This is a genomic window from Petrimonas sulfuriphila (assembly GCA_038561985.1).
Classification (GTDB): Bacteria; Bacteroidota; Bacteroidia; order Bacteroidales; family Dysgonomonadaceae; genus Petrimonas; species Petrimonas sulfuriphila.
In genome coordinates this window covers 3,741,943-3,765,546 of sequence record CP073276.1, presented here as the reverse complement: position 1 = coordinate 3,765,546, position 23,604 = coordinate 3,741,943, and the positions used below count along the sequence as shown (strand labels likewise).

Here is a 23,604-nt window from a genome sequence, read left to right as displayed (position 1 = left end):
AGATGTCCAAGTCTTGAGAGTCTTGAGAGCTTCGTTGTTGGATAAAACTCCTGTCAGGGATATTTTCTTCAAAGAGACTAATATGGATGAAAATGATATTCAATTAAAACTTAATTTTTTAGTGGATACTAGTGATAAATTAACTTTACTTGCAGTGGTAAACTTTAGATTGAAGACATACAAGCATCTCCTTCTAAAAGCGTTTAGACGATTTTACCAAAAAGTATAGACGTTTTTGGAGAGAGGCAGTGATAATTTTGAGAAAACACGATTGGGGCAGATTGTTAGTGTTGTTTTTTAACTTAATGTTGATGGTAATAAAGAATAAAACGGGGAAACCGAAAACCGGGGAAAAGAGTAGGTAGAAAAAAATCATAATTATGAAAAAAATTATTTTTGGAATTGTTCTTGTCTTACTGACAACCTCTTTCCAAGTTATGGCTCAAGATATGATAACTAATCAGGATATTATATCAATGAAGTCTGCAAAAATAGGAGATGATGTTATTCTTACAAAAATAACTTCAAGTCAATGTGATTTTGATTTGAGTATGTCAGGATTAATTGATTTAAAAAATGCAAAAATATCGGATAATATTATTAAACAAATGCTTATTTCTTCTCCACCAAACGAAACAATTACTAATGAAGATATTATTGGAATGTATAAGGCTAAAATATCTAATAGTATCATAAAAGATAAGATGCTTGCTACAAATCACCAATATGACGTTTCATCAAATGGTTTAATTGATTTAACAACAGCGAAAGTTCCAAAAGACGTTGTGAAACTAATGATTGAGGAGCCACAAGGGAAAGGCAATATTATGAGTTTGCAAAACATTAACAATGAAAAAAGAGGTTTTTTCGATAGACGCAGTAATAATACCAATAGAGAAACTGACTCAAGAGTAGCCCCAATAGAGTATACTTTTAACCACACAGTTGTGGAAGATTGTCCCATACCGGAATTTTCGTTAAGACCTTATTTCTTTTCTAATGAAACTTTGAAAAGCATGGAAAGAGCGGATGCGTCCATTGATGTGAAAGTAGTTGCTTTTGGGTATGGAGGGTCGGAAGTATTTTATACGGTCTTTCCCTCTCAATCAAATTCTAGATTCGGAGAAGGAAAAATAGCCCCAATAATAGTGAAAGTAGAGAATGATAGTGATCCTTCAGAAATATTTTATTTGGTAAAAGCAAAGGAAGTAAAGAAAGACAGAAGAAGATTCATCATGTCGAAAATGTCAATGGGAGGGAAAGGTGCAGATCTATCAGAATTTGTTATTCAAATAGAGTTTAGAAAAATAAAAGACAATATATATCAAATACTTGTTCCCGACAATTTACAGCCCGGTGAATATGGCTTTATGCCGATAAGTTCAAAAAAAGAGGCAACAACGATTAAAATTACCTGCTTTGGAATTGATTAAAAATAAAAAAATAACGAGTATGAGAAAAATATCAAATTATTTATTTATGACGTTGTGCGTGTTTATTTTAAACTCATGCAGCAAAGATGATGTTAATGGTAGCAACTCATCGTATTGGACATTATATGGAGAAACTTATAAAGTGACTTCCACTCTTTATGATAGTCGATCAGAGCTGGAAAGTCTAACTGCCTATACGGATGATTCATATACTTCATTAAGCATTTACTTTGGTGATAAACCCACTACAGCTGGTTTATACGATCTGACTGATTTTTTTGTTTATGAATCGTCAAGTCCTAGTTCAAAAGCTACTCTTGGAGTGGCAGCATATGGGAGTCTTTACTTTGCTACAGGTCGTACTGGTGATAAATTGAAAGTAGAGATTCTATCAAATAATAAATTAAAAGTAACCTTCAGCAATATCGAAGTTAAAAGAACCGGTGAGAAGGCAACTACACTTTCAGGGGTATTGATCGAACAATGAGAAGCTTTTGATTTAATGAGGAGGTAATTAATTGTCCTATAACAATAGATTCGATACATTTTAACGTTGAGTTTTCTAAGTCATTTATGACCGGAATAGTTATTTTTCAATATTATTCTGTTTGAGAAATTTTAAATATTGATAGTTTGTAATAGTTCAGACTTGATCTGACAGTGGGCATTTTTTAATTTATGGATTTGAGTTTTTTGAGACATAGCTGACCGGAATGGGAAAGTGGTAAGAGGGGGTATCTTCACCCCCTCGGCCATTCCAGCCAGTCGGATTATTTCTGACAAGTTGCTCTCCAGCAGCGCCTGTTTCCTCTTCATCCGACGGAGTCAAAGATACAAAATTTTGATTCAGAGTATCCAATAATTTCTCTTTTGTCAGATGAAGGCTATCTTTCCAGGTCTGAATCGGCGTCTTACCGTAACAATATTTGCCCGAATGAGGTCTCTCGTTGTTGTAGTACTTCAACCAGATATCCACATCGTTTTGCAATTCCTCGATCGTTCTGTATATTTTCTTCCGGAATGCAGTCGCATAAAACTCTTCCTGCATTGTCCGGTGAAAACGTTCACAGATACCGTTTGTTTGGGGACTTCTTGCCTTGGTCTTCGTGTGATCGATATCCTCAATCGCCAGATAGAGTTGATATTCGTGATGCTCTCTTGCTCCACAATATTCGGTTCCCCTGTCAGTGAGCACCCGCATCAATGGGATCCCGTACTGGTCGTAAAGAGGGAGCACCCGGTCATTCAGCATATCAGCAGCAACAAGAGCTACTTTGCGATCATAAAGTTTAACTGTGGCGACCTTCGTGTATGTATCAATAAATGTCTGCTGATAAATACGTCCCACGCCCTTGATGTTCCCCACGTAATACGTATCCTGGGCTCCAAGATAACCGGGATGATAAGTTTCAATTTCACCCCTGGCAACCTTTTCCTCCTTGGCCTTTTCCAAAGCCACAACCTGAGCTTCGGTGAGTACGATTCCTTCCTGGGCAACCTTTGCTTCCAGCGCTTTCAAACGCTTGCGGAATGTTTCAAGATCATTTCTCAACCATATGCTTCTAACTCCAGATGGTGATACAAAAACACCCTCCTTTTTTAACTCATTGCAAACACGGACCTGACCAAAAGCAGGGTTTTCTGTTGCAAATGATACTACCCGATCTTCAATCTCCTGTTCAATACGATTCTTGATGATGGGCTTTCGTCTGCTGATCTCCTTGAGAGCTAATTCACCACCGGTTTCCACCAGTTCCCTGTATCGGTAGAAGGTATCCCGGCTATATCCTAAATACTTGCATGCCTGAGAGACATTACCTAATTCTTCTGCTAATTTAAGCAGTCCTAACTTGTTTTTGATTAACTTCGTTTCTGAATTCATTTCTGACAGTTTTAAGGGTTGAACTTTATTTGTTTGTGCAATTACAAATTTAAGTTTTTGCCCTTAACTGTCAGATTAAATCTAAACTAATTCAATTTATCTATTATTATTTATAAAGCCACTTTTTGTAAAGTAAACAAATGGTGACTGATGATGAAACCAATTCGAACATGCATGTTACTATGGATAATCTTTTATAACTAGAATGATCAAATAAATTCAAAATAGGGATGGTCTGCATAATCGTGGTTACTCTCCTCAAGCATGGGATTATTCACAAAAAATGATTTGATATACAAATCCCGAGCGAAAGAAGTCACAATCGAATTATCTTTCTTCGTATACACACCAACTTTTTTCCTGCTAATTAGACCCGCTTCAATGTACATGGGCATGATGCAGTACAATCCATTTGATAGCGAGCGATTGCTTGCATACATCAATGACATATGGTTCATGATAAGGCCGGTGAATACTTGCTCCTGCACATGGAAAAATTTTCCCAATATGACCATGGCATCATAGCCAAAGCCATAAGCTGCATTGATCAGAGCAGCGTATATGATTGCTCTGTCTCCGGTGTATTTGATACTTGTAAGGTATTCCTGCTTGTGCTCTTCAATGAAAGGATAAAGCGGGTTGCGTTGTGTCAATTTACCAATGATACTGCGAGCTTTATTGATTCGGTTTGCGCCCTGGTATTCACCGGCAGCCAAGTCTGCAGCATACTCAGGCGTGAAGCTGCCGTCGAGACAAGCTTTTATTGCCATCTCCATTACATTTATACTTATTCGTTGGTTGATACCTATAATTTTTTCCATTTCAATCTTTTTCTATTGTGACAAAAGGGACGATTACCTCCAGGAAATGGGAACCTCCATGGGTTATTTCATCTTTTCCCTTAAAGCATCGACTGTTTTTCCAGACGGCCCAATTATCATGTACAAGCAACTCTTTATGAATCTCCGGATTATTTTGAATAAAATTGTCCAGGTAGGTTGCATTTGAATAAATAAGATGTCTACTCCCTTTGCTTTCTTTCTCGTATAAAAATGTGCGTTCCTGTGAATTGAGCGATCGCCAGGAATGAGCCATGATATTGCCATGGTCGGCAGTAATATAAATTGTATATCCCTGCTCATGCAACAATTTGATATTCTCTGCTGCTTCTTCTGCCCAGTTTTCCGTCAAATCGTATAAGTCTTTATTGCTGGAAGAGCTGTGCATTTTACGATCCAGACTGACATCCACAAACGCTTGTTTATACAGAACGTTGTCATCTGTCAAGAGACTATCGTGTGTATAGGCAATTTCATAAGGTTGCATCTGTTTGGAACCCCTGTAACGATTGGACCAAAACTCGCTCCAAAGTCTTCCCTCAGCGATGGGAGTCTGCCCGTAATCTTGTTGTGGAATATTTCCTCTAAAAATAGCTTGACGCGATAGTTTGGTAATAGAGGGAATCCAAGCCATGGTTGCATCCTTCTTCGTTTTAATCCCCAACCCTGTTAATTTTTGTTCCAATATCAGGTATTGCCAAAACGTCATACCGTCTATCACAACCAACGCCACCTTTTCGGTACGATTGTGTTTGTAAGCCAAATGAGGCAATATTTTATTTACCGTTTTAGGCTTAACGATGTGTGACGATGAAGACAAAGCAAAATATTTCTCGGCAATATATTGTTGGAAATCTTCATTAATAATTTCTACAGCTGACTCCATCTTATCATAAACTCCTTGGCTAATCGCCTTGAGTAAGATGTGGCAAATGGAATCCATCGTTTCCACCTTCTCCCATTTTAATGGGATTGATTTTAGTTTTGTAGTCAGTTCATTTATGTCTTCTCCGTAGCGTTTTTTTGCCTCTTCAATCACTTCTTTGGTTTCAACAGCAGAAAGGTTATAAACGAATTTCTTGTTGTGGATGTAAGAAGCCATCCCAAATGTTAGTCGAGCTTGACGGATTTCAGCCTCATTGCAAGCAGGCATAAGATCTGGAATTGAAAAGGTATGGGCGTTGTATAACAATCGCTTAATATCAGGTAAGACAGATGATGGGTCATCCATGATGTAGCAAATTCGCTCTCGGGTGTTTTTGTCGTACAGTTCATACCTCACACGAAGTTCAAGTGAAGAAGAGATTGGTAGTAAAAGCAAGCCACAAGCGTTAAGTACGGCTTGTTGTGTGTCTGGCCGTTGTAAGAAACCATCCGGATTTCTCACAATACTGAGACGCTTACCTTCACCGGTAAGCCTCTGTTCTAACCTATGAATAAATTCATCCATCAATTCTTACGGTTAAGATATGATTCACGTCGGGCACCACGCTAAGCCCTTTGACAAAAGCACTTTTCCACTCTTCTTTTTCTGTAGTCAGCTTTCGTAACTTGGCATTTCTAATGTTTTCAATGCCAATGCGGTTGAGCCGATTCTCTGCATAACTCCAAGCCTTCAGTTTTTTCTCTGCTCTTGCTTGCAAAACGTTTTGAATTTCGGCTTCCATCCGATGGAACAAGGCATGAAGATTATTGTTTAAGGCTTGGTTTTCCTCTATAGCCAGATTGCATTCTGTTTCACCCACATATTGAAAACTGTTTTTCTCTTGCACCAATCTATTCCACACATCATTGCCGTAGGGAGCAAATACCCTGCCCGCATCGGTAATAAACTGAGCAGAATAAGTTGTTTTGGTTTCGTAGTTGTTTTTGGCCAACACTTTCCATAAGGTCAGATAGCCACATGTCTCACCACCATTTTTAGACACAATTACAGGAACCATCGTTTGACTATTCCCATCCATCTCATCCAGAATTCGTTTCACGACGGGATGTTGCAAAGTAAGATGTTCCGAACCAGGATTATCACCCAGCTTGTCTGCTTCAAATACAGCTTCCAGTTTATATCCGTTGATGGCGTATTCGGAAACACCGGACAATCGCTTCACAATTTTACCCTTTTCATTCATCGTGTAAAGATCCATCAACTCTTCCAGCCATACAGGAAGCGGACTGTATTTTATTTCACCGGTACTTTCCTTTTTTATATCATCTCCTGTAAAAACAGGTAAAATACCTTCCGTAGATTTATAATCGTTGAGTTTGCTTTTTATCTCATACAGCCATTTGTCACTGGCAAAATCAAATCGATGGGGATCGAGCAATGATTGCAGATAAAGATGATTTACCTGCTTCATATCGATAGTAGAGTCCAATACATCATTGGTTTTGTCAATTCCCAATTCTTGCAGTATGGCATCCAGTTTCTCCACGATAATCTCATATACTCTGGTGTCGACCGTGTTATTGGTCAACATATTGAAAGCAACTACCGGAAATTTCTGACCAATACGATCTACACGTCCGATGCGTTGTTCTATGGCCATTGGATTCCAAGGCAAATCATAATTGAAAACGATGTGGCAAAACTGCATATTCAACGATTCACCCGCCGCATCCGTTGCCACCATCACATTGGCTTCGTTCTTAAATTTCACAAGCGCCTGTTGTCGTTCCGCCAAATCCATGCTGCCATGTATTTCCACCGTAGTCAATCCTGCACCTTCAAGGATTTTTTTCAGATAGCCCTGTGTCTTGCGAAACTCGGTAAACACCAGTACTTTTAACTGAGAATTGTTGTACTTGTCTTGCAGTTTATAGATTTTCCGAACCAAAACTGTCGCTTTGGCATCTTGTTCTGTTTCCAGGCAGGTGCGTGCCTCCACAATCAATTTTTGGAGTGCTGTTTCTTCATTGAAAAAGCCATTATCCTGTATTGCAACCGAAAAGTCGTTCGTATCTAAATCATCAAAGTCGACTACACCCTCTTCATCATAGTCGTCAATGTCATCATCCGTTTCACCATGTTGCAACCTCCACAAACGAGTTTCCATGGCAGCCAAAATAGCGGCCGTACTGCTACTTGCCAACTTTTGCATCATCACCATCACCAGTCCTGTAGCATTCCTATTACCTCGCTTGGCACGTCCAAAACAATACCTCACATAGTTGGTTACATGATTGTATAAATCTATCTGTAAGCGATGATCTGTTTCGTTGAGTGGAACATCCAATCGTATGGTCATTCGCTGCTGAAAAAGTTTCTTCCCGTCATAATCCACCGCATATCGTTTTTCTGAACGCATCACGTAAGGCTCAATCTCTTCAATACTCGGCATTCCGTCTCCCGGGAAAGCGTCGGCATCAATCAATTTGAGCACTCTGCGGAAATGATCGCTCTTGCCGCGATGGGGAGTAGCGGTGAGAAGCAACACATTCGGCACGGCATTACATAGTGTTTCGGCCAATTGATAGCGAGATACCTGTGCCGTACTTCCACCCATGCGGTGGGCTTCATCAATAATAACCATGTCAAATTCAGCATTCACCACGGCTTCCAGGCGATACTTGTTGTATTCATCAATTTTCTCCTGGCTCCATCCTTGTCGAGCTGACAATGGCTTCAACGCATCAGTAGAAACAATGATTTGATGATGCTGTTTCCAGAAATTCAACTCCTCTTCTGCTTCAAATCTGGCAAAAGTACGAGCCATCCCCGAAATAAAATCACTGTTGTAGATATGGAAGTTCTCGTTGAAGTGCTCCCTCAACTCCTGTTGCCACTGAAGCATAGCCGATTTAGGCACAATCAACAAGATTCGCGTTATCTCGCCGCGCAATTTCTTCTCCTTTATCACAAGTCCAGCTTCAATGGTCTTTCCCATGCCCACTTCATCTGCCAACAAAAAACGGGTTTGAATACCCTGCATTACTTTCTCCAATACCAGTATTTGGTGTGGCAAAGGAATAAGGCTACTTTCATAAGGGGCCAACAATCGCTTTTGAGCCATTTCCTCTTTGATACGTGCCGCTATAGCCATATAACGAACGTATGCCATACCCCTGTTGGAGTTCCTGTTCAGATCATCATCCAGATCAGAACGAAGCACTTGGGCAAAACTGTTATCCTCCAGGATACGAATCCAGAGAGTTTCCTTGCCAAATAGCGTTTTACTGCCTATTATCTCTACATTTTTGCCTTTATATTTCATGGTTCTCCTCTGAAAGAATAACTTTCATTGTAATGCCCAACTCCGTAAGTTTATATTTTTGTTTGGGGTGGTGGGGGGTGTCTGCATAGAGAGGGGCTATCCAACCAAGCTCGATAGCCGGTTTAAGAATATGCACCATAAAATAGCGTGCGGAGCTCGTGCGGAGTTCGAGCGGAGTTTGTGCGGAGTTCATACGAAGTTGCAATTCTCTCGCACTATAATAGTCCCTATTGATGTTGCATATCAGTGATTTAACGCGAATTTTGTAGTTGTCATCAAGTTGTGCCAACTTCGTGCGGAGTTCATCATGAGTTCGCTCTAAAGCCGTAACGTTAGCATCCATAACCACCACTTCAAAGACGGTTAATTTATCCACATTAAAATGTGCCGGCTTAGAGCCATTGGTTTGAAGGTATTCCTGCACCCGGCTTATGCCTCGATTGAACATATTTACGTACTTCATTACCTTCATTGCTTCTGCCACGATAGGATTGCGGTAGGCATTCACATGGGGGAAGTTTTCCGGACGAGCTTCGCCATACAGTCCGCCTGCGTTCATAATTTCAATGCGGTCGTCAAACTGATAGAGTCGAATGGGAGTGTTTGACTGATAATCTCTGTGCATGCAGGCATTCATCAAAAGTTCACGTAAAGCTCCTCCGGGGTAGTTTGTAACCGTTTTTTCGCGTAGCAGACTTATTTCTTCCGGTCGTTGCGTAACAATAGCATCGGCTACGAATGATTCTAATCGAGGTAACAAAGTTGTTAATCCTCCTTTAAATTCTTTTTCGTTGATGATTTTGCCGGCCTTTGTTGTTCCCTCAAAGTGAACATATTGCACATAACAACCCGGCATAAAATATTTAGGCTGTTTACCAAAAAGTATGATTGCTGCCATTGTGGGACAATCATATTGCTTGTTGTATAAGCGTAGAGAGGCCATCTGTTCCGTAAAACTACGAGTATCTGTTTCGAGTGTTTCGGTATCGATGGCTTGAGGAAAATATTGCTGTTTGATGATATCTGTATCAATATCATCCAATGTTGCTTCTCGGCAGGGCATTACATCGAAAGTGGCTAGATGTGCAGCATTTCGTTCGGTGAGGATCCGTTCTTCTTCAGCCGAAGCGATATCCTTACGTGGGCCGATGCGTACGAAAACGCGACCTCGGTAGCGGACAGGAGTGAAGAGAGAAGGAGTAACTGCGACGGCAAGCACATCGCCTTTTTCGGTTTCTACCTTTTCTGTACTCATTACAGGTAAAGGGAGGATGTTGCCGTCTGAACGAATTCCGGAAATTTTTTTTACCAGGGCATCATCCACTTTAAGTCCGCTCACCGAACCATCATCATTGACACCTATAAGTAGGTAGCCTTTCTTCCCGGAACCGGGAAGATCATTGGAAAAAGCACAGATTGCCTCCTGAAACTTATCCATGTTGGAAGTGGAAGCAGTACGTTCTATGCGAAAATTTTCATCCGTTTGCAACAACTCGTTCAACTCTTCCTTGGTCATACACTGTCGTTTTAACAACTCAACATTCTAAGAGATTACACTCTTGAAACAGCAATATCGTAATACTGGAGCAGAATCTCATCTTCTTGAAGCAGAGACTCCTGTATGTGGTCGCCCACTGTGATAATTGCCTGGTAGTCCTTTTGCTTGTAACACTCCTTGAAACCATAGCGAAGCACTTCGAGACGGGTATCTCTCATCCGCCTAGCCTTTGGCTTTTGTGCTTGTTCCAGATACATATTATATTCTTTCATCATCTTTCTTCCCCGCATAATCTCCATATCGGCAGCCTTTTCGGCGTCTGGCTTGCGCCATTTGCCATCAGCGTCTTTGATGAAGTTATCTTCCAGAATTTCAGATAGCTCAGGAAGAATATCACCTTTCTTAGTGGGAGTCATATTCTTCATCCATTCAGGTTGCAATTCTGAATAGGTCTGGTGTGTTTCCAATTCACGCTTCAACCATTCAATGCCCTCCGCTTCACTACCTATAAACAAAGCCATTGGCACAATACCTGTCGTCTTACTCTTCTTGTCTTCATATTCCAGTGCTTGAGAAGCCGTAAAGAACATCTCATCGCGCTCAATAAATCGATCGCGAAGATTTTTTTGAAATTCTTGGGCATCCATGGGAATGGCATAACCATGCCGCACATAGTAAGAAATAAGTCTATCATAAAGAATCTTAGGGCTACGTTCCACTACGGCTGTCGTAGAATGGTCTTTTTCTTGATGTACCGGTAAATGCACCAATAATTCTTCTATGAAATCCATCGCATTTGAAGCTTTGTCCAATGCATCCTCAAATTTGAATGTCAATTCATCTGAAGGTTTATAGCAAGTGATCACAAGGTCTTGCTTCACGGCAGTTGTAGTAGTTACTGCTTTAAAAGAACCTTGTTTCTTGTCAAGTGCTGCAACATTCACAACGATAAAGCCAACTCCCTGCAAAGCATTTTGAATTGAATTCCACACAGAAGCAGAGGTATTGCTAAATTCTATTGTTATCCACTTCCCGGGTTTTAATACCCTGTAATACTCTAGAAAAGAGCGGTTCATCAAAGTCTGGTATTCAAAGAGCGATTTCTGCTGAACCTTATTTATAATGGCTTCTTCCTTGGTATTGGTTGCTACTTTTATCCAAGCTTCCCAAATGAAATTTAATTCGGAATACATAATATTTGACCCGAAGGGTGGATCAGTAAAGATATAATCTATGGAAGCATCTGGTAAATTGCAAAGCTGAGTAGCCGAATTAATGCTAATGGCAGTCTTTCCTCGTGTATGATAAAATGCTCTTGTAAAAGCATTTGACTTACTTGTTAAGAATGGGTGAGGAGAATAGACTCTGTTTAGAGAAGGAATATATAAAGTACCACTAACAATCCCTGTTCCGGCAAACATAAATTTGCTCATATACGTTGTTCTTTGTAACACTGAAGTCAACCATGTTTGAAGAAAAATATCTCCTTTAGCCAATTCTAAAACTCGACTTAAATAGATAAAGTTTCTTTTTGAATAGAATTGATGAGCATGAGTTATTCCAATTCTGTCATTTCGCCGGGATTCATCTCCTTCAGGCATCCTTATTGAAGACAAATCTGAGATATCAATTCCATCAATTTTTTTAAATAATTTTAAATCAGATTGTACAACATCTCGTTCCCCGCGTCTCCCATTACAGGTATAATTCACCCTAACCGGAACTTTTTTGTTCATGGTTACAGTTTTATTCAACAAGGAATCATACGATGTTTCCCAAGCTTTATCCATGCTTTTTTTGGAACAGGTAGCGCCACAATGTGGGCAAGGAAAAGAGTCTTTAATTTTTTGTTCCTGAAGATTAACGGCTTCGTTCCACAGCGTAATTTCCTGTCCACACGAAGGACAAACAAAAACATCACTCCAAATTGTATAATTAATCTTTGCTTTTTTTCCGTCTACCTCCGTTTCGTACATCCAACCCAATTCATCTTCTACTTGATTGAGTATTGCATTGGCTTTTTTTGCAAAAGATTGTACATCGAATTTCAAATTATAAGAGGCAGCTATAAGCGAAGCAATAGGTGAAAGGTCGGAGCAAATAGCTTTGCGAACGCCCACTTTGGCATTCTTCACTCCTAATGCTTCCACATCTTCCTTTGAACCGCAAAGTTGTGCTGCCACTCCTGTCATTCCTGTCCCAGCAAACCCATCAAATACAATATCTCCCGGTTGGGTATAATGCAAAATATATCGCATGATAGCTGGATGAGGAACCTTGGTGTGATAAGCATGGGCCATATAAATGGGATTGTTTTTCCCTTCACTGACATCTGCGGCATAAGGCTCATTCACTTCAAAACGAGCCTTTCTCTTTCCTGCTGCTTCCAGTTCTTCTTTTTCTTTTTCCCATTCCCCAATAAAACCATTTAACCAGGGGTTGGGACAAGCTGTATAATAGGGGGGATCAGAGAGATTGACAATGTCATCATCCTCTCCAATAGGAAAGCCTTCTATCTTTTTTAGTTCCGGCAGTTTCTTGCGAAGCTCTTCCCGAAAATAATCCCGACGAGCCTCTTCACATGGAAATTCCATTCCAAGGCAAACTACGGGTTCCGGGTTCAAATTGGTCTCCTCAAATTCATCATCAAGAAACAGCCTGGGGTCTTTATTGCTCATATTTGGTTTTATTCTCTTTATTTGATTATGATACGTACATCTTCCGGACGGTGTCCACGGCTTTGGGCCTCTATGTATTCAGCCAAAGCCTCAATAGCTTGTTGCTTAGTCATAGGCTTAGAAAAGATTCGAAGCATATCCCCATGATTGATCTCGATTTTCGTGAAACTACGCTGTAATTTAGTAATAATTTCTATCAACGGATGTGCATACTGCCGATTGAGTTTGATCACTCCATCGGCAAACTGCTGAATCATGGTCTTTTCCTGATGGCTCAGCATCTCCTGATTGCGCTTAGTTGTAGGATCATCCAGAGCATCACGGAATTGTTGCTCATATTCAGCATAGATTTCGTTTAATTCATCCTGTAAATCTCCAATTTGTGGCAGCGGCTCTCGCTGAAGTGTGGGATTGAAGCCATCGGGAGCTGTGGGCATGGATAGAATTGTCTGCTTACTGACAGTTGGATTCACAACTTGCAGCAGTGCTAATTTTCTTAACCATGCATCATACCGGGAGGGGTGAATGAAAGGTGCATCGCGAATAATATCGCACACCTGTTTATACTCATTGGCCCTAAGTTTCTGTGCCTTGCTATAGTCAATCTCACTGATATGTGCTTTTACATATTCGCTCATATACCAATCGGCATATCGCTCTTTTAGGGTCTTAAGTTCGGATTTATAGGCATCCATCACAATTTTGTCCTGGCCTATTACCTCTTTAATATTGTTAATGCCTGCGATAATATCCTCTTTGAGATTGGGTTCATTGATGTTGGACAGAGCGGTGCGTAGATAGCCAATCATATCCTTGAAGATATTCAACTCTTCCAGTATACGTTCTGTGTCATCCAGCTTCCGCAAAGTTTCGTTCATCGCTTTTTTAACCACATCGATAGACCAATCAATATTGCGCATCTTGGCTTTGGTATTGTATCGCTGAAGTTGGTTGCAAATGCCTTTTAAACGAACAAGTTCCTTGTCAAATTCCGAAGCTTCTTCGCTTGAGATCACTTCAATGTCACCGGCAAAACGATAGCCTCCTTGAATCTTATACTGTAAAGTGACCACGCGATTCTCGATGCTTTGTGCCTTGCTCGACAAATCGGCAAACACACTGCTGTTTGGGCTATCCAATTCATTCACACGGTCTATACCCAGCAGGCCCAACATCAACTCACGAACCAAGGTAACATTCAATCCTTTTGGGGGACAAATATTCGAGAATGTGTAATTATCTTGCGGATTCAGTTTGTTGATATCGGAAATGTTGCTGGCATTGATACGAGTTCCTCCTTGTAGCACAATCTCTATTTCACCCAAGGCTGCCATGGTTGCCATCACCAACATTTGCAAATCGGCCTCAATATGAAAATCGGAGGAGATGTACTCGTGTGTTTCATCGAAGAACAAATCCAATAACTCATCCCGATTCACTACTTGACCATCTTTTGCCTCCAGTTTCTGCTTCAGACTACGGGCATATTGCGAGTGATCGGTGCTAAGGCGACCGTCATTCCACAAACCAAGTCCCATCAGGATGGCTTCTCCATTTCGGTTAATGATGGTAGGGTTGGCTATTTTAGCACGCGCTGAACGCAAAAGATTATCACGATTTTCCCGTGTTAAAGGTTGACCCAATTGTGAGAACTTCGGGTAATGAGGGTTCTCTGCCTCAAACTGCGGCTCCATAATATAAGAAGTGACCGCACTGATGGCATCAATTTTTGATTCTGCCTGTGCTCCCTGCATTGTCTCCATAGCAAGCTTTTCACCCAAATACTCCACCATGGTTTTGGCAAGAAACTGTTGGTTGAAAAGCTCACGTGCTTCCTTAAAGTATTTTTCGCGGAGTTGCTTGTAACGAGGCTTTTCATCGCTACTTGCACTGCCTTCTTGAGAGAGAGCGGAACCATAGAGTGTAACTTTCTTTTTAAACTCATCGCTCAAATCGTCCATCAGGAAGAAAACGCTATCTTTCTCTGTAGGATAAGATTTTCCAGCTGAATCAAAGATAGGCATAAAGTAGATGTAGAAATGCTGCTGTGGCTGAGTTGTTGAACGATCATTTGGATTACCCATAAAGATATATCCGGCACGATGGCATTTGTGGGATAACCATTCTATATTGTGCGCCCAGATCCGGAAATTGCGACGGTAAGTCTCGCCTTCCACCGGCAGTACTTCGGCCAGAAACATAAAGAAGTATTCATCTTTCTGAGCGTCTCCCATCTGTGCGGCATAATCCTTCACCTTCTGTTCGTAATTGACCCCTCCTTCTATTCTGAGGTGGTATTCATTGTTTTCTCCTTTTTCAAAATATTGTCCGATAGTTGCCGAGACAATCGCATCCAAAGTACGGTTAAATGCCAAATCTACCAACTCATCGTAGTTTTCACACGTATGATCGATATGGCAAAGGTCGTTGGCCAAAGATTCAGCTGTAACACCGTTGTGCTGACTAAGGTCCGCCTGAAGCATCTTGATGGCCGCTGCAGCTACAATACGGTGAGCCAACGCTCTTTTAGGAGCAAGGCCCTTCGTAAAGTTATCTCTTATCTTTTGATCAACCAGTTCAGTAATATCGCTCACCTTACTCACATCGGGGTCGGCCTTCAGATCTACATTGTTTTGCATATCTTTCCAATAGGAGTCATAACAGATAAGGCCAGGCTCGTTTGTAGGCACCTCATCGTTCATGATACCTTCAAACTTATGGGATAGTGTCTTTAACACTTCACGTTGACTTTTGCCGATGCGTATCAAAGAAAAATTATCAAAGTAGCTTGGATGTACGGGATATAAGTTCACATAAGTATCCAGGTTGTTATTCATATTTGGGAACATGACTAAAAACCGGGACAGATGTTGACGAATCTGTGCTTTCTGATGCTCATTCTTTCGCAACAATCGTTGTTGTACAATGAACTGAACATCTTCCTTCTGAATGGTGAGCCCAACGTATCGTTCGTTAACTCTTCCCAACATATCTTTGGCAAATTGAAATTCGGGAGAGCGGTAAATAAGCTCCTGAACTCCAAATACCATACGGAAATGAGTGCGATCGCTCATTTGCCCCAACGCCTGCAAAACAGCCAGATCACGATTCAGTTTAGCGGGTTCACTCCGACCTTTTAAATAAGATAACATTTCATCGATGACAAGCATAAAGCCTTTTTCAGGGTATTTTTCTTCAAAGGCTGCCATCATGCACTCTATCTTTTCAGAATAAGATTTAGGAGAATCATCATCCGATATGGAATAGGCAACACCCCATTGCGCCAAAGCCGAATCAATCTTATAAATAATAATATCCCACAATTCCTGATTGTGCCCCAATTCAAAACGGTAAACCATGTATTTCCCCGCAATCGTTTTGAGCCAATCTTTCGCTTTATCACTTTGTACCATGGGTAAGTAGTCTGCATTCTCAGCAATGATGGAGAATAGCGACATCAAGTGAGATTTACCAGTGCCATTGTTTCCCACAATCTGAATACCCTTTGTCTCAGTAGTGGCATTCAAATCGAGTGTTGCACAGATTTTCGGAATAATGTAGTTTTCAAAGGTACTGGAAAACACAAAGTTTTTCACCACTTTTGCACGATAATCATCATTGTAGAGTTTCCCAAACATGATGATTTCATCAATCGGGTCAAATTGTATCAAATCCCTGTATCTCATTCTATAAGATCTTATATGTTATATCTTTCAAGTTTAATGAATAGTTGGTTTCGCTATTTGTGGTAAGAAAGAAGACATGGTTATGAATAGTACCTTCGTGATGAATGATTAACACTCTGGTCCTCGACCACGAATCGACTTTAGCATGAAGATTGATATGTAATGCAGGCTCAAAGAGAATACCAATATTTCGGATAGCAACATAATCGCCAATATCAGGATCATGTATTGTATATTGATTTATAATCTTATCGAGAGCTTCTTCGGCCATCATCGAAAGCCGTTTATCTTGAAGTGCCGGCTCTATAGCTGTAGATAATTCGGTTCCCACATCCACAAACGATATACCTTCTATCACACGGGTAACAAAAAGCAGTTTGTGCCGAGAATCTACAGCGATATGTTGTTTCCATGTTTCCATTTATGGGATTTCTTCTTTGAAAGGATGATCAGTAATCTATCCTTATTCTCCAAAGTAGTGTACGAAATATAACATAGCAAAGATAACGAAGATATTTCAAATCTCTTCAAAGATTTTTATAAATCGTAATATCGTTAATTGGACTGAATTGAGAAATAAATCGTTAAGCACATAGTAACCGCAAACGGTGGGTATAGTTTAACACCGACTCATCGCTGGGTCGTGTCGACCGTTCAGAGTCCTATTTATTAGGTGTAGATTTTTTTTCATCATCACCGTTTGTTTTAGTCTTTTTCATAGATTTCTTAGGACTGTCAGTTTTATTCAAAGAAGAATCAAAAAAGTCAGATATATTTTTTGATGCTAACTTTTGAGCACTTAGCATGTCTGAAATACTTTTTGAAGTCATTGCCTGAGAACTCAATATATCAGAAATACTAATCGGTTTATATGATTGGGCACTAAGCATATCTGAAATACTCTTTGAAGTAATTGCTTGAGAACTTAACGTGTCAGAAATATTAATTGGTTTACAGGTCTGAGCACTTAGCATGTCTAAAATACTCTTTGAAGCAAGTGAGTGTGTGTTCAAAATATCACTTAAATTAGTATAATATTTTTCATCTGAAACACGAATATCTTTTACTTCTTCAATCGTCTCATCTTTAATTTCTGGTAGCAAACCTCTTTCCTTTGCATAAGTTAAAAACTGGTCAGCATTATAAATTAGAATTCTTATTCCTGTAAAATCAAAAAATTCCTTTATTAATTCTTCTCTTGGTCTTAAAGTTTTCCCTTTTTCAATTGTCCACCAATCTTCCTTTCTATCATCAGTTATAAAAATGAGAGGATTTTTTTTGTTTTTCGTATAATTAATTAATTCTTTCCAGACAATCAAATCACCATAAATGTTTCTGAGCCCTTTTTTTTGCTTTGTGTTTTCATCTTTATATCCAGGAGGGATTTCATTAGCATACCTTTCTTTTCCCTCTGAATAAATCTTAGTTAATTCATCTTTTGAGAATTCTTCACCCACACTATCATCAAAAAGTTCAGTAATTTCATTTAATACAGTATCTTCAGTTTTGAAATCTGGATGATTCGCTTTTTGTTTTTCAAGCTCATTGGATACATTCTCCAAGAAATTATCATGTGTTTTTATTATTTCATCTATTAGGATTGACGGATGCTTTTTATAGTGATTTAATTGCTTTTGTAAGTTTTTATCAAAATTTTCTATAAGAAGAGAATTAATATCATCATATGATTTTTCGATTCCTTCAATTACCCCAAGTCTGTTTTCATGATATTCAAATGCGGCTTGATATGGAAGAAATAGCTTATCTTTTATCGTTTTCAATGCTCGAATAAAATCATTTCTTGTATTTACCGTATATCGATATAAGTTTAAAAGTGTATTTGCATCAAAAGCAAATACTCCTTTGCTCCAAGCTTCGTCAGTTTCTTTTTTATCTGGCGAATAATATCCAATAAATTTCTTTTTCATATGTTTTCTGTTTAATTTCTGACTAACTTAAAATTAAATGTCAGTAATTCAATGGTTTATATTATGGGTTTTATTCAGTTTTCATTCACTTTTTTGACCATTCTATTACGTTAGCTTAAGTAGTCAATGTCTCTGGAATAGGGTGAATTACGCCTAAAGTTTTCGGGATTTGCGTTAGGGCGGGTTTCGGAGCACAAAGCATCAAGTTTACACGTCACCCCGCCTGACACAAAATCCGTGTTATGCGGTCGTGCTTCTCTGTCCGTTATACAAATTTCTATATTTTTATTTGTCAATTTCATTATAAAGCTGTGAAATGATGTCAATGTAATTATTCTTTTCGCAAATCTTTATTAGTTCTTCAAAATTGTCAGGAGTCAAATGTTTAAGAAGTAATTCCTTTTTCGTTTTGTCTGAAAGCTTGGAATAATGAATACCCCAAATCAAGCTAGTTTTGTCTTTGTAGGTGAAGTTGGTATCAAAGTTTAATCTCAGTCCAATTAGTTCGGATAAACGATTGTCTAGGTCTTTTTTCTTCAGTCTTTGGTTGCACCAAGTTGTTATTGCCTTGTTGGGTTTAGGATAACGAAGAAGTCTATTTTGTATGTGTTCTGAAATTTCATAATTGTCTATGAGCCAGTCAATGTTTTCTTGTGAAAGTTCAATGTCTTTAATTGTCACGCTTAAACTCCAAACAATCGTCTCATTGACTTCATTTATTAATGACTTGAAAACGAAAAACAATTTGTCAGAAGTTTTGCTGTCAATAAAAGAGTTATCATATTGCCAGCGAATTAACTTGATGAAGGTAATTTTCTGAAATCGTTGATTGCTTTTTATTTTTTCAATAACAGTGTCAAGAAGATGATTTAAAATACGTTTGTCAGGTTTTGCATACCTAATAAGGTCTTTATACTCAAGAATCGTTTTGTAGTCCTGAAATATTTCGTCTGGAATCTGTGTTGGAAAATGTCTTAGAAAAGAATTTTCAAGCAGTATAAATTGTTCAGGTGTCAATTTCATTTTGTTCATTCTTTTGGCGAAATACTGTCGCAAAGCTTACCACTAACATGTTTTTCACCCAATCAATCTCCTCCTTGCCTAAATGTTAAATTTAAAACATTCGTATATCTACACGCAACAGGGGTGTTTACGAAAGTTTGTTGAATCCGGATAAATAATTGATGGAAACTTGTGTGTTGCATAAGTATCAGTATTTTGAATCGCAAATATAACGATTATTTGGATAAAAAAACGATATTGTTAAAAAGTTATGAGTTTTCTTCCATGAGTATATTTTATTGATGTGTTCTCCTATATGTTGGATATTGGCAAAGCGGAAGCAGATCCAAAAGAATAAATATGCTAATTAAATATTATAGTGAGAAATTATTATCCGGGCATCAATATCCAGTTTAGAGAAAGCGAACAGTTTTTTCCCTAAGTCTTTCAGTGATGCTCCCAGGTGGTATACGTCGGTTTCGTCAATAATAAGGAACCGGTCATGTGCTTGTTTATATTCCCGGATGATTATCTCCGGGTATTGATTATTATGTTTCTGCAAATCTAAAAGAAGTCCCTCGGATACCTTTCCGGTATAGGTAATGGCCGTAACCCCAGAATTTCTTTTGGTCAGCATCAAAAGAACGCTTTCATCGACATAGTTATCAATGAGGATCAGTGATTTTTTAGCTGACTTGATTAGGTTGATAGCAAATACATAGGCATCGAATATTTGCCCGTTGAAAAAAATATCTTCCACTGGAGGGAGAGATGTACGAACAAAGAAATCTATCTTTTCGCCCTGTTCGGCAACGGTTCTCACCAACTTATCTATGCGTTGACTGACGACGTAACCTTTAAGCATATACTCTTTCAATACTTTGTTGGCAAATTGCCGGAATTGTGTGCCTCTGATGGATTTTACCCGATAACCAACTGATATGATAACATCCAAACTGTAAAATTTAACAGGCTTGTCAGAATTTGCAATGTGCAAAAAATGCACATTGCTTTTTTTGTCAAGTTCATTTTCCTTAAACGTTTCCAAAAGCCGTTACCAAAGATATTTTGGCTGAAAATAAGCTTTGATAAAGCTGCGCTATCGTCTTATTTCAAATATTTACGATTCTCAACTTCCTGCAACACCCGCATCTGTTGAATGGCTATCTGGTTAAGTTTTTGCAGCCGTTCCGATTGTGGAATTTTCTCGTTGATCAGGACGGCGTTGATGTTCTCCATATTCGACAGGCATATCAGTTCGTTGATGGTTGCGTAATCACGGATATTGCCTTTCAATCCGGGATTGGCTGCACGCCACTGTCCTGCCGTTATCCCGAAAAGAGCCATATTCAACACGTCCGCTTCACTGGCATACACGATTGATATTTGTTGCGGGGTAAGCTTTGCCGGGATCAGATTGTGCTTTACAGCATCGGTATGGATATGGTAATTGATTTTCGACAGTTCCCGTTTGGCCGAGCAGCCTAACGCTTTTTGCTCCTCAATTTTTAGTCGCTTAAATTCGGTTACGAGATAGAGTTCAAACTCTGCTGAAATCCATGCTGCAAATTTAAATGCAATATCCGAGTGAGCATACGTGCCTCCTCCGTAGCGACCCGATTTTGAGGTTATCCCTATCGCGTTTGTTTCGGAAATCCATTTTTGAGATGACATCCAGAAGTGAGGTTTTGCTGATTCGTTTTTAAACCCCTCATAAATGTGGGGTTTAAAATCCGGATTGTTCAGCATTTCCCATAACCCGATATATTCGATTGTGCTGTAGGTTCTTAACCACAAGCTGATTATTTGTGAAGGATTGTCTTTGTCCCGAATTTTTGAGATGTCTGTCAGTGAAATATAGCCTTCTTCTGACTTTTTGTAAAAGACTATATCTGTTCCCTTTTCTGTTATTTAAGACATAATCCATATTCGGTATAATTAAAAGTCGATGTGTAGGGCAAAATGAAGTAATATCAGAGGCGACTGCACATTCCTCGAAACCTTATTTTCTGTCCTCTAACAACTTCTCCAGAAGGGCGCTCTTTTCTTTCTCCAATTCGAGCATTAGCTCGAAGAGAGCTGTTTTCTCTTTGTTCAGTTCCAGAATCTGTTCAATGGGATCGGAGTTGTTATGAATATCACCATCATTATAATAAATACCAGCCATACATCCTTTGTCAAAGGTATTATTTTCAATTATCAAAGTTACCTGATCTTCTTCCACTTCCTTGATCAGTTCGTGAGCCACGTTCAGGGCTTTGGCAAAACGTTCGATTACATCGTCTTTGAGGACCTTCCTCTGTTCGTAGGTGAAAATCAGTGCCTGGCTAAGCTCCATTTCGACGGCGAGGGTTTCCTGCTTGATGTCCAGTGTATGACGGAAACGCTTGATAGCGTGCCCGTGATGGGTGTTTTTCACTTTTTGTTCTTTCGTTATCGGTTACTTTTACCTCTGGAAATAAATGAATGTAGTCTGCAATAAATTTCACCTCTCAATACGTTAATAAAAGTTATATTATTGTTAAATATCAGGTTTTATAACAAATATTTAAAATATTCTTCATTTATTTGTCAGACAAATCAGATTAATAATATCTGTTGTGCATTTTTATCTGAAAACATCGCTCATTTTTAAGTGAGAAAATATATTTGAAAATAATCTTACGATGGAAAGGCTTAGGATTCAAAACAATTCAACTACACTGGTAGATCAGGTCGAGGACAGGCTTTTGAACTATTTCAAAGAGAAGGACTTGCAAAAAGGAGATGCTATTCCTAATGAAATGGAATTAACCGTCTCATTGGGGGTGTCGAGGAGTGTAGTACGGGAGGCATTAAGCCGACTGAAGATGATGGGAATAGTGGAGACACGCACACGACGGGGCATGGTACTTTCCGAGCCTTCTATATTCGGCGGAATGAAACGTGCTGTTGATCCGAGAATTCTAAGTGAAGATACCCTCTTTGATATTCTCGGATTTAGGATTGTTCTGGAAATAGGCATTTGTAGTGAAATATTCCGAAAAATTACTCCTGATGATATTGCAGATCTGGAAGAGATTGTGAATGTAGGAATCATGTATGAAAACAACGAATATGCTCCTTTTAGTGAATTTGCTTTTCACACAAAGCTTTATAAAATAACTGGCAACAAAACTATCTCCGAATTCCAGAATATCATTCATCCTGTGATGACATTTGTGAAGGACAAATTTCAGGAGTTTCTGGCACCCATTAATATCCGTTTAAAAGAGGAAGGGCGGATTGTAACCCATCAGGACTTGCTACAGTTACTAAAAGATGGAGACGAAGACAGGTATAGAAAGGCCTTGGAGGAGCATTTTGAGGTTTACAGAATTTTTATCAGTCAAAGAAATCAATATCACATTGCTCAGCAAAACGGTTGATTTGATCGGTACAGTGCGATGTTGCTATTTAAAGTGTTTATAAGGCTTTTTCGTCCTTGTAATCATCAGCCGAACACAAAAAGTATATTTACCAATTAAAATATCTATGAACAATTACAAAAAACTAAAAGGGCTAATTGCTGCAACCTTTACACCCGTTGATACTAACAGCGATATAAATTATTCTGTGATCAGAAAATATGCACAGCATATTAAAGATTCCGGAATATCGGGTGTATTTGTTTGCGGGACGACAGGAGAGTTTACTTCCCTCACCACTGTCGAAAGAAAACTGATCTTGGAGGAATGGATAAAACGTGGTGAAGGAGACTTTCAAATTATTGCCCATGTGGGCAGCAATAACCAGCGCGAGGCAATGGAGCTGGCACGTCATGCTGCAGTGAAAGGCGCAGATGGAATCGGATGTATCGCCCCTTCTTTTTTCAAGCCTGAAAAAGTGAAGGATCTGATCGATTTCTTTACGCCCATTGCTTCTTCCGCTCCTCAATTGCCATTCTATTACTACAACATGCCCTCCATGACCGGGGTAAACCTTTCGGTTGCACAATTTCTTCACGAAGGGAAAAAAACTATTCCCAACCTGGCCGGAGTGAAGTTTACACACAACAACCTGATGGAAATGGGCGACTGTATTCAGCTGGATAACGGGGCATTTGAGGTGTTGCATGGCTTCGACGAGACACTGATTTGTGGATTAGCACTCGGAGCCGTAGCCGGTGTGGGAAGTACGTATAACTATATACCCCATGTTTATCTGAATATTCTGAAATCTATGGAAAGTAACGATGTGGAAACGGCGCGTGCCTTTCAGATGCAGTCGGTAGAAATGGTGAAAATCATTATTCAATATGGAGGTGGCGTGAGAGGCGGAAAAGCCATCATGAATCTGATTGGAATCGAATGTGGACCCTGCCGCCCTCCTTTTGCCACATTCGAAAGGGAAGAGTATGATGCTCTCAGGGAGAACCTCCAGGGCATTGGTTTATTGGTAAAATAGAGAAGGGAGTGTGTCCTCTAAA

14 protein-coding genes and 3 pseudogenes are annotated in these 23,604 nt (G+C 39.4%); 4 read left to right on the top strand and 13 right to left on the bottom strand.

Translation table 11 applies throughout. The features are described 5' to 3' along the window. Nucleotides 1–380: 380 nt before the first annotated feature. Both KCV26_15955 and KCV26_15950 read left to right on the top strand, forming a co-directional pair. Nucleotides 381–1,433 (top strand): hypothetical protein, encoded by a 1,053-nt coding sequence (locus tag KCV26_15955; GenBank protein WZX36753.1) that lies wholly within the window; start codon nucleotides 381–383, stop codon nucleotides 1,431–1,433. A 19-nt stretch (nucleotides 1,434–1,452) separates the two neighbouring features. Continuing rightward, nucleotides 1,453–1,920, top strand: a complete 468-nt coding sequence (locus tag KCV26_15950; GenBank protein ID WZX36752.1) for a hypothetical protein — start codon at nucleotides 1,453–1,455, stop codon at nucleotides 1,918–1,920. Nucleotides 1,921–2,319: 399 nt separating this feature from the next. On the opposite strand, the pseudogene KCV26_15945 reads toward KCV26_15950, so the two are convergent. The 13 genes and pseudogenes from KCV26_15945 to KCV26_15885 form a co-directional block, all read right to left on the bottom strand. After that, nucleotides 2,320–3,315: pseudogene (locus KCV26_15945) on the bottom strand (IS481 family transposase). Between the two features lie 209 nt (nucleotides 3,316–3,524). Then, nucleotides 3,525–4,136 (bottom strand): hypothetical protein, encoded by a 612-nt coding sequence (locus KCV26_15940; GenBank protein WZX36751.1) that lies wholly within the window; start codon nucleotides 4,134–4,136, stop codon nucleotides 3,525–3,527. A 1-nt stretch (nucleotide 4,137) separates the two neighbouring features. Next, nucleotides 4,138–5,604: a PglZ domain-containing protein gene (locus KCV26_15935; GenBank protein WZX36750.1), complete on the bottom strand. Its 1,467-nt coding sequence runs from the start codon at nucleotides 5,602–5,604 to the stop codon at nucleotides 4,138–4,140. Further along, on the bottom strand, nucleotides 5,597–8,365 hold the full coding sequence (locus KCV26_15930; protein ID WZX36749.1) for a DEAD/DEAH box helicase family protein: 2,769 nt from the start codon (nucleotides 8,363–8,365) through the stop codon (nucleotides 5,597–5,599). Before KCV26_15930 ends, KCV26_15935 begins: the two co-directional genes overlap by 8 nt. Beyond that, nucleotides 8,355–9,881 carry a putative DNA binding domain-containing protein gene (locus KCV26_15925; protein WZX36748.1) on the bottom strand — a complete coding sequence of 509 codons (1,527 nt, stop codon included), beginning with the start codon at nucleotides 9,879–9,881 and terminating at the stop codon, nucleotides 8,355–8,357. Before KCV26_15925 ends, KCV26_15930 begins: the two co-directional genes overlap by 11 nt. 35 nt (nucleotides 9,882–9,916) lie before the next feature. Beyond that, nucleotides 9,917–12,541 (bottom strand): hypothetical protein, encoded by a 2,625-nt coding sequence (locus KCV26_15920; protein ID WZX36747.1) that lies wholly within the window; start codon nucleotides 12,539–12,541, stop codon nucleotides 9,917–9,919. A 17-nt stretch (nucleotides 12,542–12,558) separates the two neighbouring features. Further along, nucleotides 12,559–16,227, bottom strand: coding sequence for a hypothetical protein (locus KCV26_15915; protein ID WZX36746.1), 3,669 nt, complete (start codon nucleotides 16,225–16,227; stop codon nucleotides 12,559–12,561). A 1-nt stretch (nucleotide 16,228) separates the two neighbouring features. After that, the gene (locus KCV26_15910; protein WZX36745.1) at nucleotides 16,229–16,648 is read right to left on the bottom strand and encodes a hypothetical protein; all 420 of its coding nucleotides are present in this window, start codon (nucleotides 16,646–16,648) and stop codon (nucleotides 16,229–16,231) included. 241 nt (nucleotides 16,649–16,889) lie between these two features. Next, nucleotides 16,890–18,155 carry a DUF4935 domain-containing protein gene (locus KCV26_15905; GenBank protein WZX36744.1) on the bottom strand — a complete coding sequence of 422 codons (1,266 nt, stop codon included), beginning with the start codon at nucleotides 18,153–18,155 and terminating at the stop codon, nucleotides 16,890–16,892. Between the two features lie 285 nt (nucleotides 18,156–18,440). Beyond that, a complete protein-coding gene (locus KCV26_15900; protein WZX36743.1) occupies nucleotides 18,441–19,187 on the bottom strand; it encodes a hypothetical protein in 747 nt (248 codons plus the stop codon). Between the two features lie 337 nt (nucleotides 19,188–19,524). Continuing rightward, nucleotides 19,525–20,260 (bottom strand): annotated as a pseudogene (locus tag KCV26_15895) (virulence RhuM family protein). Nucleotides 20,261–20,264: 4 nt separating this feature from the next. Further along, a pseudogene (locus tag KCV26_15890) lies at nucleotides 20,265–21,077 on the bottom strand (KilA-N domain-containing protein). 82 nt (nucleotides 21,078–21,159) lie between these two features. Further along, nucleotides 21,160–21,576, bottom strand: a complete 417-nt coding sequence (locus KCV26_15885) for a helix-turn-helix transcriptional regulator (protein ID WZX36742.1) — start codon at nucleotides 21,574–21,576, stop codon at nucleotides 21,160–21,162. 247 nt (nucleotides 21,577–21,823) lie between these two features. Between KCV26_15885 and KCV26_15880 the strand changes: the two genes are divergently transcribed. Further along, a complete protein-coding gene (locus KCV26_15880) occupies nucleotides 21,824–22,564 on the top strand; it encodes a FadR family transcriptional regulator (GenBank protein WZX36741.1) in 741 nt (246 codons plus the stop codon). 106 nt (nucleotides 22,565–22,670) lie between these two features. Further along, complete coding sequence (locus KCV26_15875; protein ID WZX36740.1) at nucleotides 22,671–23,582, top strand: dihydrodipicolinate synthase family protein; 912 nt, start codon at nucleotides 22,671–22,673, stop codon at nucleotides 23,580–23,582. The last annotated feature ends 22 nt before the right edge of the window (nucleotides 23,583–23,604 follow it).